Here is a 14,191-nt window from a genome sequence, read left to right as displayed (position 1 = left end):
GCCAGCCTGAGTGCATCCACACGGACACACAGGAGGTACGGATCATGGGACTCTTCGATCGCGCGAAGAACGCATTCGCGGGCATGGACCCGCAGTCGATGGCGGCGCAGGCGCAGGCCGCGCAGCAACTGGCCGCGCAGCAGCTCGCCCAGGCGGGGTACTCCGACGGCGCCCTGCCCACGGCCGCGGAAGGCGCTGATCTGCGGGAGCGGATGCAGGCCGATCACGATGTGCTGAACGCCTACGGCCAGGAGCTCAACCGGGTGATCGCGGTCGGGACGCCGGCGACCGGCATCATCACGGGTGCCGTCGACACGGGAGAGCGCACCGCGGGCAACGCCTGGTACCTGATCGACATCGAGGTGACGATCCCGGGCGGCGCGCCGTACACGGTCGCCAAGCGCGAGATGGTCGCCGCGCAGTTCATCGGCAATTACGCGATCGGATCCGCGCACGGCATCGCCGTCGACCCGGCCGACCCGCAGAACATCGCCCTGACGAGCTGAGCGCAGCATGGGCCTGATCCGAGATCTGCGGCGTCTGATGCGCGCGACGCGCGAGCTGCCGCCGCATCCGACCGCGCGGGAGGCGATCCGCCAGTCCGCCGACATCGCAGAGCAGTGGGGCCGCGTCGCCGATGCTTTCGCGTACCAGACGACCGCGGCGGCCCCGTCGGGGCCCGGCGGGCCGTACGGCGCGGCGACGGCGGATCCCTTCGCGAATCTCGCGTTCCACCAGAACGGCCTGCCCGCATCGGGCACGGTGATCGCGTGCACGCCCGAAGCGCAATCCGCCGACGGCCTCGCGGTGTACGCCGTACTCCTCGAGGTGCGGATCGAGGGACGCGAGCCCTATCGGGCGACCTACCGCACGGTCATCGCCGAGGCCGCTCGGCACAACTGGCGCCAGGGCGCGGTGCTGCCGTTCCGGGTCTCGCCGGACGATCCGCAGGCCCTTCTGCTCGGATGACGCCGGGCACGCCCCCTTCCCGACCCCCCGCCGCCTTTCCCGAACCGCTATGGTCCAGAGACCCGAGAACGAGGAGAACGACATGAACCGCTGGGTGCGACGAGGGATCCTCGTCCTCTTCTGGATGGCGATCGGCACCATCCTCGCCTCGGTCCTCGGGTTCACGCTCGGCAGCACCGAGACCGCGACGATCGCGTTCGTCATCGCCCTCATCGTCGCCACGACCGTCGTGCCGGCGGTGCTGGTCTTCGGCATCGTGTCGAAGCTCGGCGCGAGTTCGGGTTCGGGTTCGGGGGCGCGACGCGGCGCACGACTCGGCGCTCCCCCCGTGCTCGCGCCCACGGCGCCCCGCGAGATCGCCCGCATCGAGTCCCTGCGCGAGGCGGGCCTGACCGTGCGCAACTTCCACCACCTGTACGAGTTCACGGTCACGGTGTTCCCGCGGGCCGGTTCTCCGCGGCAGGAGGTGTTCTCGCAGTTCATCACGATGGGCGAGCTGCCGGGCTTCTTCACCGGACGCTATGTCGTCGTGGCGACGCCGGCCCCGGAGGCGCGCCCCGTGCTGGACCCGGCACCCGACGCGCACTGGGCGGCCGAGCTGCGCGCCGCGCCGTCGCGCTACGACGCGGTGGCCCCTGCGACCGGCGCGGCGAAGACCGCTCCCCGTGCCGGAGTCGCGGAACCGTCGTCCGCCGAGCCAGGGTCGGGCGCGGGCCGCGTCGGACGGATCCTGGCGAACACCGTGATCATCGTCGTCTGCGTCCTCAGCGGATTCGCGCTCGGCACGGTCTGGGTGTTCTCCACGCCTGAGCGCGCGGCCGCACTCATCGGGGAGATGCCGCAGCGCCTCGGCGGACAGGTCCAGGGGATCTGGGACTCCGCCGTCCTCGATCTCGATCTCACCGACCTTCGCCATCAACTGCATGGCCGCAGTCTGGAGTCGGTGGTGATCTTCGACACGTACTGGTCGATCGACGCCATGAGCGCGACGGATCCGGAGGGCGAGGACAGCTACGCCTACCGGAACGGATCCCTCAGCCTGTCCTGGACCAGCGAGCTCACCTCGACCCAGGGCGGATTCTCGATCGCCGAGGTGGACCCCGACGTGGTGCGCCGCGCGGTCGCGACCGTCCACGCGGACGCTCCCGGCATCGTGATCTCGAACGTGATGATCCGGCGGCTGCAGGGTCCGCTCGTCATCGACGTCGACAGCGAAGGCGTGTACAAGACGACGACCCGGCGCTTCGACGCAGGGACCGGCGCGGAGATCCCGGTCGGCTGATCCCGGCGGTGCGAACTCCGCGCCGGACTGGCAGACTCGAAGTCCGCCGGGGCGCGCATCGTGGCGCACCCGGGATCGAACGAACGGGACTCACATGTCGTCGCAGCCCACGCCATCGCACCCCCTGGACTCGCTCACGGGCGAGGAGTTCTCCGCCACCGCCGCCGTGCTCACCCGCGAGCACGGCATCGACGCCGGCTGGCGCTACGCCTCGATCATCCTCAAGGAGCCGCCGAAAGCCGAGGTCAAGGCGTGGCGGGACGGGGATCCGGTCGTGCGCCGCTCGCTCTCGGTGCTGTGGCGCAAGCACACCAACGAGGTCTACGAGGCGGTCGTGAACCTCACCGACGACGCCGTGGAGTCGTGGACGCACGTGCCGGGCGTCACCCCGAACTTCACGATCGACGAGTACCACGACTGCGACCACGCGATGAAGGAGAACCCCGAGGTCCGCGCGGCGCTCGCGGGCCGCGGGATCGAGGACCTCGACCTCGTGCTGTTCGACGTCTGGACCTACGGCGGGGCCGTGATCCCCGAGAAGTGGCGCGACCGCCGCCTCGGCTGGGTGGACCTGTGGATGCGCGCGACGCCCGACGGCAACCCCTACGCGCACCCGGTGAGCGGGCTGAAGATCATCGTCGACATGAACACTCTCGAGGTGCTCGAGATCGAGGATCACCACGACTTCGGCTTCCCCGAGGTGCACGGCGAGTACGTGCCGGAACTCGCCGGCATCACTCCGCGGGAGGATCTGAAGCCGCTGCAGATCGTGCAGCCGGAGGGCGTCTCGTTCACCGTCGAGGGCTCTCGGATCCGCTGGCAGAACTGGGACTTCCGGCTCGGGTTCAATTACAGGGAGGGACCGGTCATCTACCAGGTCGGCTTCGACGACCAGGGCACCAGGCGCGAGGTCGCCTACCGGCTCTCGTTCGCCGAGATGATCGTGCCCTACCGGGACTCCAGCTTCGACCACTACCGGCGCACCGCGTTCGACATCGGCGAGTGGGGTCTGGGGTACATGTGCACCTCGCTCGAGCTCGGCTGCGACTGCCTCGGCGAGATCACCTACCTCGATGCCGTGCTGCCGGACACTGCCGGTCAGCCCTGGACGATCACGAACGCGATCTGCCTGCACGAGGAGGACAACGCCGTGCTGTGGAAGCACGTCGACCCCGACTCCGGCACCGAGGTGCGCCGCCAGCGCCGGTTCGTGGTGTCGGTGCACGCCACGGTCGCCAACTACGAGTACCTCGTGTACTGGCGCTTCTACCAGGACGGCAACATCGAGTGCGAGGTGCGCGCCACCGGCATCATGGTGACGACGCCCATGGCGGAGGGCGAGCAGGGCAAGGCGACAGGGACCACGATCGACGAGCGCACCTATGCGCCCTTCCACCAGCACTTCCTCATCGCCCGGCTCGACCTCGACGTCGACGGGGACGGCAACACCGTCGTCGAGTCCGATTCGATGCCGGCGCCGATCTCGGAGGCCAATCCGTTCGGGCTCGACCTGCACACGCAGGCCACCGTCATCCGCTCCGAGGCGGAGGCGGGGCGCCGCTACGACTGGGAGCGTCAGCGCGGCTGGAAGGTGCAGAACCCGAACCGCCTCAACGCGTGGGGCGCCCCGGTGGCGTACAAGCTCGTCCCCTCGGCGTCCTTCCCTGCGATGTTCGACGAGTCCTCGCCGATCCTCAAGCGCAACCCCGTCATCGGGAAGACACTCTGGGTGACACGGCACCACGACGACCAGTTCTGGCCCGCGGGCGACTACCCGACCCAGGCCGTCGACGACCTCGGCAACGGCATGACGGCGTGGATCGCGGACGACGAGAACCTCGTCGACGAGGACGTCGTGCTCTGGTACAACTTCGGGATCCACCACATCACGCGTGCCGAGGACTGGCCGATCATGCCGGCCGACACCATCTCGTTCTGGCTCAAGCCGTTCGGGTTCTTCGACCGCAACCCCTCGCTCGACGCCCCCCGCACGATCAAGGGCGCGGCCTGCGCGTGCGGCGGCGGCGAATGCCGCTGCGACCACGGCGAGGGTCACGGGCACGGCGGTGCGCACGCCCACGACGAGGGGCACGAGCACGACCACCACGGCTGAGGGGCGGCAAAGGCCCCTCGGGGTCGTTGAGCGAGCACGGCTTCGCCCGAGCTCGCTCGACGACCCCGGAAACGAGTATCCGCACGGCTTCGCCCGATCCGGCGCCCGTGGTCGCGGGCGGGGTTACGATCGCGGTATGCGAGAGACCAGGGCGACACCCCGCTGAGCGTCCTGGACGGATGATCCGCGCCGCCCGGCCTCCACGAAGGAGGTCCGACATGAACACGCAGGGGCGCGGCACCACCACTCACGCCGACTGGGGCGCGGGGCATCCTCATCTGCTGATCACCCTCGAAGACACCCACCTGGTGCACGAGATCACCGAGGACGAGACACGGATCGGATCCGGCTCGGACTGCCAGATCCGCCTCGAGGGCATCGACCCGGTGCATGCGATCATCCGCCACGACGGCCACGACGACTACGACCTCGAGATGGTCGGCCCTGGGCAGACCAGCGCGAACATCGCGAAGGCGGCCGAGGAGGAGGGACGTCCCGTCGAGACCCTGCACACCGGCGCGCGTTTCACCGCGGGCGACTGGCGCTTCGTGTTCGTGCGCGACGAGTTCGCCGACCATGGCCGTCCCTACGGCGGGCGCCTCGGCGGCGAGGGCGCGCACCAGCGCCGGCAGCCGCCGCGCCCCGACTACGAGGGCGAGGGGCACACCGGCGCCATCCCGTTGCCGCCGTCACCGCCGCAGACCGCCCCTGACGCGTTCGGCGACTGAGCCGCGATACCGAAGGGCCCTCCCACCGGGCGTTTCCCACGCATCGGCCGGGAGATGAGACCCCCTGTCGCCGGAGGGCACTCTGCGGAATACTGGTGCCGTCAGAGGAGACGCCGTGTTCCAGGCCGATGTGAACGATGTCCCGCAACTCAGCTTCACCGGCGCGCTGCCGCAGGACGCGCGGATCGATCAGCTGGTCGCCGAGGCGCACGCGCGCTACGCCGGCCACGACGACGGCGTCGTGGCCGACTACATCCCGATCCTCGCGGAAGCGGATCCGGCCTGGTTCGGACTCTCGGTGGTCGACGTCGACGGTGGCGCGCATGCCGTGGGCGATGTCGGCGTCGCCTTCTCGATCCAGTCGATCTCGAAGGCGTTCGTGTTCGCGCTGGCCGCGGACGGGATCGGGCACGACACGATCCGCGAGACCGTCGGCGTGAACAACACGGGGCTCGCGTTCAACTCCGTGGTGGCGGTCGAGCTCAACGACGGCAGCCCGATGAACCCGATGGTGAACGCCGGCGCGATCGCGACGACCGCGCTCGTCCCCGGCGCCCATGCCGACGAGCGCTGGCAGCGGATCCGCGACGGGCTCAGCCGCTTCGCCGGGCGCCCGCTCGCCCTCGACGGCGAGGTGTACCGGTCGGAGTCGTTCACGAATCACCGCAACCATGCCCTCGCTCGTCTGCTGCAGAGCTACGACCGCCTCGCGATCGCGCCGGACGAGGCCGTCGACATCTACACGCGGCAGTGCTCGCTCGCCGTGACCGCCCAGGATCTCGCGACGATGGGCGCGACCCTCGCCGACGGCGGCGTGAACCCGCTCACCGGCGAGCGCGTCGTCTCCGCGCAGACCGCGCGCGACACGCTCGCCCTGCTCGCCTCGTGCGGCATGTACGAGCGCAGCGGCGAGTGGCTGTTCGAGATCGGCCTCCCGGCGAAGTCCGGCGTCTCCGGAGGCATCGTCGCGATCGCCCCCGGCAAGGGTGCCATCGGCACCTTCTCCCCCCGCCTTGACGAGGCGGGCAACAGCGTGCGGGGACAGCGCGCGTGCGCCTTCCTCTCCCGCGCCCTCGGCCTCAACCTCTTCGCCTCCGCACCCCGTGGCAACCGCGCCCCCGGCGCCGGAACGGATCCGACCGCTGTGAAGGAGTCCTCATGACCGATGTCACCTCCCCCGTCACCCCGCCCGTCGAGGAGCGACGCTCCTGGGCGCCCATGATCGGGCTCTTCCTCGCCCAGGTGCTGATGTCGTTCAACGTCGCGGCGTTGCCGATCTCGCTGGGCGGGATGGTCGAGGACTTCGGCGTGCCGCCTACCACGGCCAGTTCGACCATCGTCGTGTACGGGCTGGCCGTGGCCGCGCTGGTGATGACCGGCGCCAAGCTCGGCCAGAGGATCGGCTGGGTGCTCATCTTCCGCATCGTGGTGGCCGTGTTCGCCCTCAGCAGCGTCCTGATGATCACGGCGACCTCGATCGGCTGGGCGATCGGCGGCCAGGTGCTCGCGGGCGCGTCCGCCGCGATCATCGTGCCCTCGCTCGTCGCGCTCATCGCGGAGAACTACCGCGGCGCACAGCAGGCGACGGCGGTCGGCTCGCTCGGCTCCGCCCGCGCGTTCTCCGGCATCAGCGCGTTCCTCATCGGCGGCACCCTGGGCACCCTCGTCGGCTGGCGGCCGGTCTTCTTCATCACGCTCGCGCTCGCGATCGCGGTGTTCGCGCTGAGCTTCGGGCTGCGCGGCGATCGCGGCAACCCCGCGATCCGGATCGACCTCGTGGCATCGGCGCTGATCGGCGCCGCGGTCGTGCTGCTCACCCTGGGCTTCAACAACCTCAACGCGTGGGGCATCCTGCTCGCCGAGCCCGGAGCGCCGTTCTCCGTGCTCGGCCTCTCCCCCGCGCCGCTGTTCGTCGTGGTCGGGGTGGTGTTCGGCCAGGCCTTCTTCCTGTGGACCCGACGACGCATGCGTCTCGGCAAGGTGCCGCTCGTGGATCTGAGCGTTCTCGGCAAGCGCTCGGAGCGCGCCGCGGTCTACGCGATGTTCATCATCGTCGCGATGGAGGCCGCGGTGAACTTCACCGTGCCGACCTACATCCAGGTCGTGCAGGGACGGACGCCGTTCGACACGTCCCTCGCGATGATGCCGTTCAACCTCACCGTGTTCGTGACCGCGACCCTCATCGTGCGGTTCTACAAACGCTTCGCGCCGCGGACCATCGCGCTGTTCTCGTTCATCCTGACCACCCTCGCCCTGATCTGGTTGTCCATCGTCGTCACGAACAACTGGGAGACGTTCCCGACGATCCTCGGCCTCGTGGTCTTCGGCATCGGCCAGGGATCGCTCGTCACGCTCGTTTTCAACGTGCTCGTCACGGCCGCGCCGAAGACGCTCGCCGGCGATGTCGGATCCATCCGCGGCACGACGCAGAACCTGGCGAGCGCCGTCGGCACGGCCGTGATGGGGGCGCTCCTGGTGACCCTGCTCAGCATGGGCTTCACGCAGGCTGTCACCGCGCACAAGGATCTGCCGCCGGAGATCATGACGCAGGTCGACCTGGATCAGGTGAACTTCCTCAGCAACGACGCCCTGAAGGCGAAGTTCGAGGAGACCGACGCGACCCCCGCGCAGATCGACGCGGCCGTGGCGATCAACGAGGAGCAGCGCCTGCGCACGCTGAGACTCGGCTTCCTCGTGCTCGCCGGCATCAGCGCGATCGCGGCCCTCCCCGCCTCGCGCCTGCCGCGCTACCGTCCCGAGGAGATCCCCGCGCCGGAGAACCTGCCGGAAGGATCCTGACCCGCCGCGCCCGGTAGCCCCTCCCGGCGGGCGCGGTGCGTGCGCCGTCGACCGCCGATTGCAGGATGGCGACTCCATCTGCAGGAGCGAGACCTCCGCTGCGGCCGAACACGCGTCGAAGCCCGCGTGATCACAGGACACGCACGACCACGGGCGCCCGTGCTCCTGCATTCGGGGACGGGCTCCTGCATTCGGCGCAGATCGCGCCGGGGGGTCCCCGCCTGCGGCGCGTGGTCAGGACTCGGACGGCACCAGAGGCAGCTGCGGGCCGTGGTTCCAGGCCAGGATCGCGGGCTGCTCGCGGGTGAAGCCGAGCACCGAGACGGATCCGGCGTCCAGGGTGATCGCGGCCCCGAACCGCGGCGCCTGACGCAGGAAGACCGCGGTCAGGATCCGCAGGTAGTGACCGTGCGCGATGAGCGCGACGTCGCCGTCGACCATCGCCGGCAGCACCCTGGTGAGCACGCGCGACGCGCGCGCGGCGACCTCCTCGACGGTCTCCCCCGGGGTCTCGCCGCGGATCACGCCGTGCGTGAACGCGCTCCAGTTGTAGCCGAGCTCGGCGCGGATGTCCTTGGTCGTGCGCCCCTCGAACCCGCCGTAGTCCCACTCCACGAGCAGCGGATCGACATCGGCGTCCAGCCCCGCGAGCTCCGCCGTGCGGCGGGCGCGCTGCAGCGGAGAGGACAGCACGAGGCGGAAGTCGTATCCGGTCACGAGCGCCCCGGCCAGCCGGGCCAGCTCCTCGCCGCGCGGAGTGAGCGGGATGTCGGTGCGCCCCGTGTGCCGGCCGCTCCGCGACCACTCGGTCTCGCCGTGCCGCAGCAGCACGAGCTTGCCCTGCGGGTTGTCGGGGGCGGGATGGTCGGGCAGCGGGTCGAGAGTCTCCACCTCGCCACCGTACGCCCTGGACCTCGGCGCCCATCGCAGATGCCGCCCCTTGACGCACCCATGACTCTTGTGTCATCCTCGGTCTGTCATCGTGAGGATGACACAAGAGTCATAGGTTGGATCAATGAAGCTCGAGCACCTCCTCCTCGGCCTGATCGGCGAGAAGCCGTCCACCGGCTACGAGATCAAGCGCTACCTCGACACGCACGGGCGCTTCCTGCGCTCGAACACGACGATGAGCCAGGTGTACCGCTCGCTCGCCGGCATGGTCGAGCGCGGCTGGGTCCTCTTCACGGTCGACGACCGCCCAGGGGCCCAGGACGCGAAGATCTACCGGGTCACCCCCGAGGGCATGACCGTCCTGCTCGACTGGCTGACCGGCCCCTACAGCCCGCCGAGCCGGTTCCAGGATCCGGAGTTCGGCGCGCGCCTCAGCTTCGCGGGGTTCATGACCCGGGAACAGCTCATCGACCTCATCGAGACCGAGCTCACCGCGCGCGAGGACCAGGTCGTGCGCTTCCGCCTCCGCGACCGCACCCTGCAGGTCGATCCGGACGTCGAGTTCGACTACGAGCTCGCTGCGGCGCTCAACGAGCGCGGCCACATCTACGGCATGGCCGCGATCGACGGCTACATGGACATGCTGCGCGAGCTGCGCCGCGATCTGCTCGACGGCGTGATCAGATCGGCTCCGGCGGCCTCGAACCCCGCCGCATCGACCAGGGCTGCTTCGGACCGACCCGGCGCCGCCGAGGCGTCCGAGAGCGGAGCGACCCGCTGATGCGCGCGATCATGGTCATGTTCGACAGCCTGAACCGGCATCTGCTGCCGCCGTACGGCTCGGACGAGATCCACGCCCCGAACTTCCGCCGTCTCGCCGAGCGGACCGTGACCTTCGACCGGTTCTACGCCGGATCCATGCCGTGCATGCCCGCCCGTCGCGAGCTGCACACCGGACGGCACAACTTCCTGCACCGCTCCTGGGGCCCGCTCGAGCCCTGGGACGACTCGATGCCGGAGATGCTCGGCAAGGCCGGCGTGCACACGCACCTCGCGAGCGACCACCCGCACTACTGGGAGGACGGCGGCGCGACGTACCACACGCGGTACACGACCTGGGAGTTCTTCCGCGGTCAGGAGGGCGACGCGTGGAAGGCCGACGTCGCGGCGACGGGACCGCTGACCGGCTTCAAGGATCGCCTGCATCGGCAGGACGCCATCAACCGCGGATACCTCACGCGCGAGACCGAGCATCCGCAGACCCGCACGTTCGACGCCGGGCTGGAATTCCTCGCCACGAACGCGGACGCGGACAAGTGGTTCCTGCAGATCGAGTGCTTCGACCCGCACGAGCCGTTCTTCACGTACGAGGAGTACCGCCGGCTCTACCCGCATCGCTACGAGGGCCCCGAGTTCGACTGGCCGCCCTACGCGAAGGTCACCGAGCCCGAGGACCAGGTCGAGCACGCCCGCTACGAGTACAAGGCGCTCGTCTCGATGTGCGACCGGTCGCTGGGACGGGTGCTGGACTTCATGGACGAGCACGACATGTGGGACGACACCCTGCTGCTGGTGAACACCGATCACGGGTTCCTCCTCGGTGAGCACGGCTGGTGGGCGAAGAGCGTGCAGCCCTGGTTCGAGGAGCTCGTGCACCTGCCCGCCTTCCTCTGGGACCCGCGCACGGGCCAGGCCGGCACCCGCAACGACGATCTGGTGCAGACCATCGACATCGCCCCGACCCTGCTCGACCTCTTCGACGTCGCACCCACCGACGACATGCTCGGGATCGCGCTCCGCCCCGGCGGATCCGAGCCCCGAGACGGAGCGGACGCGCCGGTCCACGAGGGCGCGCTGTTCGGCATCCACGGAGGGCACGTCAACGTCACCGACGGGCGCCACGTCTACATGCGCGCGTGCGCGACGCCGCAGAACGCGCCGCTCGAGGAGTACACCCTCATGCCCACGCACATGCGCGGACGGTTCGCGCCGGCGGAGTTCGCCGGCGCCGAGCTCGCCGAGCCGTTCCCGTTCATGAAGGGCGTGCGCCCGCTGCGCCTGCGCGGCTCTGCGATGGTGAGCCCGTACCTGCACGGCACACTGCTGTTCGATCTGGAAGAGGATCCGCAGCAGCTGCACCCTCTCGACGATCCCGCGCTCGAGCTGCGGATGCTGCGCCTCCTCGCCCGGCTCCTGCACGAGAACGACGCCCCCGAGAGCCAGTACGCGCGGCTCGGGATCCCCGCGGACGCGGAGCCCGGCGAGGAGCACCTGCTCGTCGCCGCGCAGGCCGCGCTCGCGACGGCCGCCGCACAGCCGCTCCCCCCGCTCGACGACTTCCCGGCCGGACGGTTCGGCCTCGGCACGCCGCTGCCCGAGCTGCTGTCTCATCCGCTCGCGCTCGAGGTGCTGCGGGGCGCGGTGCCGCAGCTCGTGCACACCGAGACCCTCGGCATGCTCGGCAGCACGTCGCTCTACCAGCTCGCGGCGATGATCGCCCTGCCCCCGGCGCTGCTGCGCGGCGTCGCCGAGGACCTCGCCGCTCTCTGACCTCCATCCCGCTCCACCCCTCACCCACCCCGCTCGACGATCGACGATGATCCAGGAGACCCCCATGTCCGCACCCGAATCCGCCCCTCCCCTCGCACCGCCGGCGGGCACGCCCACGTCGGTGATCCGTGCCGAGAAGGCGGCGCACGTGCCGCACCGGTGGCGCAACCTCTTCACCCTGACCGGCATGCTCGTGGTCGACGGCACGGAGGGCGGCCTGACCACGACGCTGTTCCCGACGATCGCGAAGGCCCTCGGCCTCGACAACGGCCATCTGGGCCTGCTCGCGGCCGCGGGGAAGATCATCTCGGTGCCGTTCGGGCCCGCCTGGGTCTGGATCTCGAGCAGGACGTCGCGTCGCACGGCGCTCGCGCTCAGCACGGCCCTGGCCGGGGTCTTCGGCATCGCCGCAGGCTTCTCGGGCGACTTCCTGGCCCTCCTGATCTTCAACACCCTGATGGCCGCCGCGCTCATCGGCGCGCAGCCGATCGCCAACGCCGTGGTGTCGGATCTCTTCGACGACAAGAACCGCGCCCGCGCCGTCGGCATCTTCTACGGCGCCGCCGCGGGCATCGGAGCGGTCCTCAGTCCGCTCATCGCGCAGCTCTCGCACTTCGCCGACGGCTGGCGCTGGGGCATGTGGGCGCTCGGCGGCGTCTGCATCCTCGCCGGCGTCGCGATCCTCGCGCTCTTCAAAGATCCGGGCGTCGGCGCCGCGGAGAAGCAGCTGGCCGGCCTCGACGCCGCGAAGCGCGCCGAGGTGAAACCCACCTTCCGCAGCGTGATGTCGCTGTTCCGGATCCCCTCCTACGTCGTGATGATGGTCTCCCGCCTGCTCTCCGGGCACCTGCTGATCGGCGTGTTCGGCATCCAGTTCCTCGTCACGGTGCGCGGCTTCGACAACGCCACCGCCGCGATCGCCGCGCTCCCCTTCGGCATCGGCTACTTCCTCGGCACGCTCGGCGGAGGTTTCCTCGTCGGCGTCCTCGACCGTCGCGCCCCGCAGCGCGGTCGCGTCGCCTACATCCAGGCCGCGCAGGTGCTCTTCGCGGTCGTCGCGTTCTTCGGCACCCAGTTCGCCTATGCCGGCATCGGCGCCTACGCGCTGATCTGGGGACTCATGGGCATCGCGCAGGGCATGAACCCGGGCGTGAACCGGCCGATCATCATGGCGATCACCCTGCCCGAGCTGCGCGGCCAGGCCTTCGCGATCATGATCACGATCTTCGAGGCGATCGGCTGGGCCCTGTTCTCGATCGGCGCCGGCTTCCTCGCCAACGCGCTCGGCCTGCAGACCGTGTTCCTCTGGGTGCTCGTGATCCTCATGCTCGTGAACGCGGCCGTGCTCGGGATCCTCTACCGCACCTACCCGCGCGACGTGAGGAGGGTCGCCGACGAGCTCGAGACGCGTCGACTCGAACTCACCTCCTGACTCTGCATCGCCTCGCCCGCACGACGAAGCGGCCCGTCTCCTCGGAGGCGGGCCGCTTCGTCGCGGTCGTCAGCGCACGGAGCGGATGAACTGGTTGACGATCGCGCCGATGATCGCGACGATCGCGCCGCCGATGAAGAGCGCCGCGTAGTTGTCGCCGCCGCCGATCATCAGGAACAGCGGCGCCGTGACCGGGACGAGCGTCTGCGGCAGCACGTTCGCGAGGTGCAGCACGCCCATGTCCTTCGCGACATCGCCGCGGGAGGGGAGCACCTCGGCGATGAGCGCCTGATCCACCGCGAGATAGGCGCCGAGCGCGAGTCCGGCGACGACGGCCGCGATCACGAACACCGCGAACGAGGGGGCCATCGCCGCGACGATATGCGCCACCGCGACGATGATCGCCGAGAGCAGCACGAACATCTTGCGCCGCCCGAGCCGATCGGACAGCCGCCCGAGCAGGATGCTCGTGGGGATGGTCGTCGCGGCGCCGATGAGCGTGAGCAGGAGCACCGCCTGCCCGACGTTCGCCTGCGTGAAGCCGAAGCGATCGAGCAGGAAGTAGAGCTGGTAGTTCGCGAGCGTCATGTTGCCGAACGTGACGAGCAGACGGGAGACCCAGGCGAGGGCGAAGTCGGGGGCCTTGCGCGGGCTGGTCCAGAACGCCTTCAGGAACAGCAGCAGGTCGAAGGGCGCGACGTCCTCGCGGCGGAGCCGGCGATCCTTGAGCACGAACAGGAACACGGTCACGAGCACGAGCAGCGCGACGCCGGGGATCAGGATCGCGGCGGTCAGATCGGGCAGGAACGCCTGCGCGAGGAAGGCGCCCGCGACGCCGGCGATGACCTGGGTGATCCCGATCAGGCCGGACACCCTGCCGAGCTGGCGCCGCGGCACCTGATCGGGGATGACGGGGTTGAGCCCGGCGAGCAGGATGTTGAAGGTCAGCTGGGTGAGCGCCCACGTGCCGACCAGCATCGGGATGTTCGAGGCGAACGCGAGGCCGAGGAGGCTTGCGGCTCCGGTCACCATCCCGCCCAGGATCCAGGGGCGGCGCATGCCGAACCGGCTCGACGTGCGATCGCTCAGCGCTCCGAAGATGTTCTGCGCGACGAGGGCCACGAAGGCGCCGACCCCCAGCACGAGGGAGAGGCTCGTCGCCTTGCCGGACGGATCGATCTGATTCACCTTGAGCGCCAGGGTGATCCCCGTCGCGGGCAGCAGAGCGGTCCAGGTGCCGAGGAAGGCGAAGAACAGGGAGGTCTGGAAGCCGGCCGTGACGAGCCGTTCGGGCGCGGCAGGCGGCACGGACTCCTCCGCCGTCACGGAGGCCGTCGCGGCCATCGGATCGAGGGGTGCTGCATCGGTGCGGTATTCGTCCACGGCGGTGTGGCCTTTCTCTGGCGGGTGATCCATATTTACCGAGT

General features: G+C 70.0%; 12 protein-coding genes. 10 read left to right on the top strand and 2 right to left on the bottom strand.

Going from position 1 to position 14,191, the window contains the following annotated elements; all coding sequences use genetic code 11:
• Positions 1–44 precede the first annotated feature (44 nt).
• From CQ044_RS01775 to CQ044_RS01745, 7 genes are all read left to right on the top strand, one after another.
• Complete coding sequence (locus tag CQ044_RS01775) at positions 45–506, top strand: hypothetical protein (protein WP_105686412.1); 462 nt, start codon at positions 45–47, stop codon at positions 504–506.
• Between the two features lie 7 nt (positions 507–513).
• A complete protein-coding gene (locus CQ044_RS01770; protein ID WP_105686411.1) occupies positions 514–969 on the top strand; it encodes a hypothetical protein in 456 nt (151 codons plus the stop codon).
• 82 nt (positions 970–1,051) lie between these two features.
• Positions 1,052–2,251, top strand: a complete 1,200-nt coding sequence (locus CQ044_RS01765; protein WP_146116717.1) for a hypothetical protein — start codon at positions 1,052–1,054, stop codon at positions 2,249–2,251.
• 94 nt (positions 2,252–2,345) lie between these two features.
• The gene (locus tag CQ044_RS01760; protein WP_105686408.1) at positions 2,346–4,364 is read left to right on the top strand and encodes a primary-amine oxidase; all 2,019 of its coding nucleotides are present in this window, start codon (positions 2,346–2,348) and stop codon (positions 4,362–4,364) included.
• Positions 4,365–4,582: 218 nt separating this feature from the next.
• Positions 4,583–5,092 (top strand): FHA domain-containing protein, encoded by a 510-nt coding sequence (locus tag CQ044_RS01755; RefSeq protein WP_181158142.1) that lies wholly within the window; start codon positions 4,583–4,585, stop codon positions 5,090–5,092.
• A 115-nt stretch (positions 5,093–5,207) separates the two neighbouring features.
• Positions 5,208–6,254 carry a glutaminase A gene (gene glsA / locus CQ044_RS01750; protein ID WP_105686407.1) on the top strand — a complete coding sequence of 349 codons (1,047 nt, stop codon included), beginning with the start codon at positions 5,208–5,210 and terminating at the stop codon, positions 6,252–6,254.
• Complete coding sequence (locus CQ044_RS01745; RefSeq protein WP_105686405.1) at positions 6,251–7,891, top strand: MFS transporter; 1,641 nt, start codon at positions 6,251–6,253, stop codon at positions 7,889–7,891. Before glsA ends, CQ044_RS01745 begins: the two co-directional genes overlap by 4 nt.
• Positions 7,892–8,125: 234 nt before the next feature.
• Here CQ044_RS01745 and CQ044_RS01740 read toward each other — a convergent pair whose 3' ends face one another.
• A complete protein-coding gene (locus CQ044_RS01740; protein WP_052680355.1) occupies positions 8,126–8,782 on the bottom strand; it encodes a histidine phosphatase family protein in 657 nt (218 codons plus the stop codon).
• A 124-nt stretch (positions 8,783–8,906) separates the two neighbouring features.
• On the opposite strand from CQ044_RS01740, the gene CQ044_RS01735 reads away from it, so the two are divergent.
• The 3 genes from CQ044_RS01735 (at position 8,907) to CQ044_RS01725 (ending at position 12,764) form a co-directional block, all read left to right on the top strand.
• Positions 8,907–9,563, top strand: coding sequence for a PadR family transcriptional regulator (locus CQ044_RS01735; protein WP_105686404.1), 657 nt, complete (start codon positions 8,907–8,909; stop codon positions 9,561–9,563).
• A gap of 11 nt (positions 9,564–9,574) precedes the next feature.
• The gene (locus CQ044_RS01730) at positions 9,575–11,332 is read left to right on the top strand and encodes a sulfatase (protein WP_258133107.1); all 1,758 of its coding nucleotides are present in this window, start codon (positions 9,575–9,577) and stop codon (positions 11,330–11,332) included.
• A gap of 64 nt (positions 11,333–11,396) precedes the next feature.
• Entirely contained in the window at positions 11,397–12,764 is a 1,368-nt protein-coding gene (locus CQ044_RS01725; protein WP_105686539.1) for an MFS transporter, read from the top strand.
• A 69-nt stretch (positions 12,765–12,833) separates the two neighbouring features.
• Here the strand turns inward: CQ044_RS01725 and CQ044_RS01720 are convergent, their stop codons facing one another.
• Positions 12,834–14,180, bottom strand: coding sequence for an MFS transporter (locus tag CQ044_RS01720; RefSeq protein ID WP_105686401.1), 1,347 nt, complete (start codon positions 14,178–14,180; stop codon positions 12,834–12,836).
• Between the last annotated feature and the right edge of the window lie 11 nt (positions 14,181–14,191).

The sequence above is a fragment of the Microbacterium sp. MYb64 genome (assembly GCF_002979495.1).
In the GTDB taxonomy this organism is placed as follows: Bacteria; Actinomycetota; Actinomycetes; order Actinomycetales; family Microbacteriaceae; genus Microbacterium; species Microbacterium azadirachtae_A.
Note: the sequence above shows the minus strand (reverse complement) of the source record. Positions and strands in the feature narration are given on the sequence as shown.

Excerpts from the sequence above, each read along its gene's own strand:
- CQ044_RS01770 (WP_105686411.1), top strand. The coding sequence starts at position 514 with ATGGGCCTGATCCGAGATCTGCGGCGTCTGATGCGCGCGACGCGCGAG.
- CQ044_RS01760 (WP_105686408.1), top strand. The coding sequence starts at position 2,346 with ATGTCGTCGCAGCCCACGCCATCGCACCCCCTGGACTCGCTCACGGGC.
- CQ044_RS01775 (WP_105686412.1), top strand. The coding sequence starts at position 45 with ATGGGACTCTTCGATCGCGCGAAGAACGCATTCGCGGGCATGGACCCG.
- CQ044_RS01745 (WP_105686405.1), top strand. The coding sequence starts at position 6,251 with ATGACCGATGTCACCTCCCCCGTCACCCCGCCCGTCGAGGAGCGACGC.
- CQ044_RS01725 (WP_105686539.1), top strand. The coding sequence starts at position 11,397 with ATGTCCGCACCCGAATCCGCCCCTCCCCTCGCACCGCCGGCGGGCACG.
- CQ044_RS01735 (WP_105686404.1), top strand. The coding sequence starts at position 8,907 with ATGAAGCTCGAGCACCTCCTCCTCGGCCTGATCGGCGAGAAGCCGTCC.
- CQ044_RS01765 (WP_146116717.1), top strand. The coding sequence starts at position 1,052 with ATGAACCGCTGGGTGCGACGAGGGATCCTCGTCCTCTTCTGGATGGCG.
- CQ044_RS01755 (WP_181158142.1), top strand. The coding sequence starts at position 4,583 with ATGAACACGCAGGGGCGCGGCACCACCACTCACGCCGACTGGGGCGCG.
- CQ044_RS01730 (WP_258133107.1), top strand. The coding sequence starts at position 9,575 with ATGGTCATGTTCGACAGCCTGAACCGGCATCTGCTGCCGCCGTACGGC.
- CQ044_RS01720 (WP_105686401.1), bottom strand. The coding sequence starts at position 14,180 with ATGGATCACCCGCCAGAGAAAGGCCACACCGCCGTGGACGAATACCGC.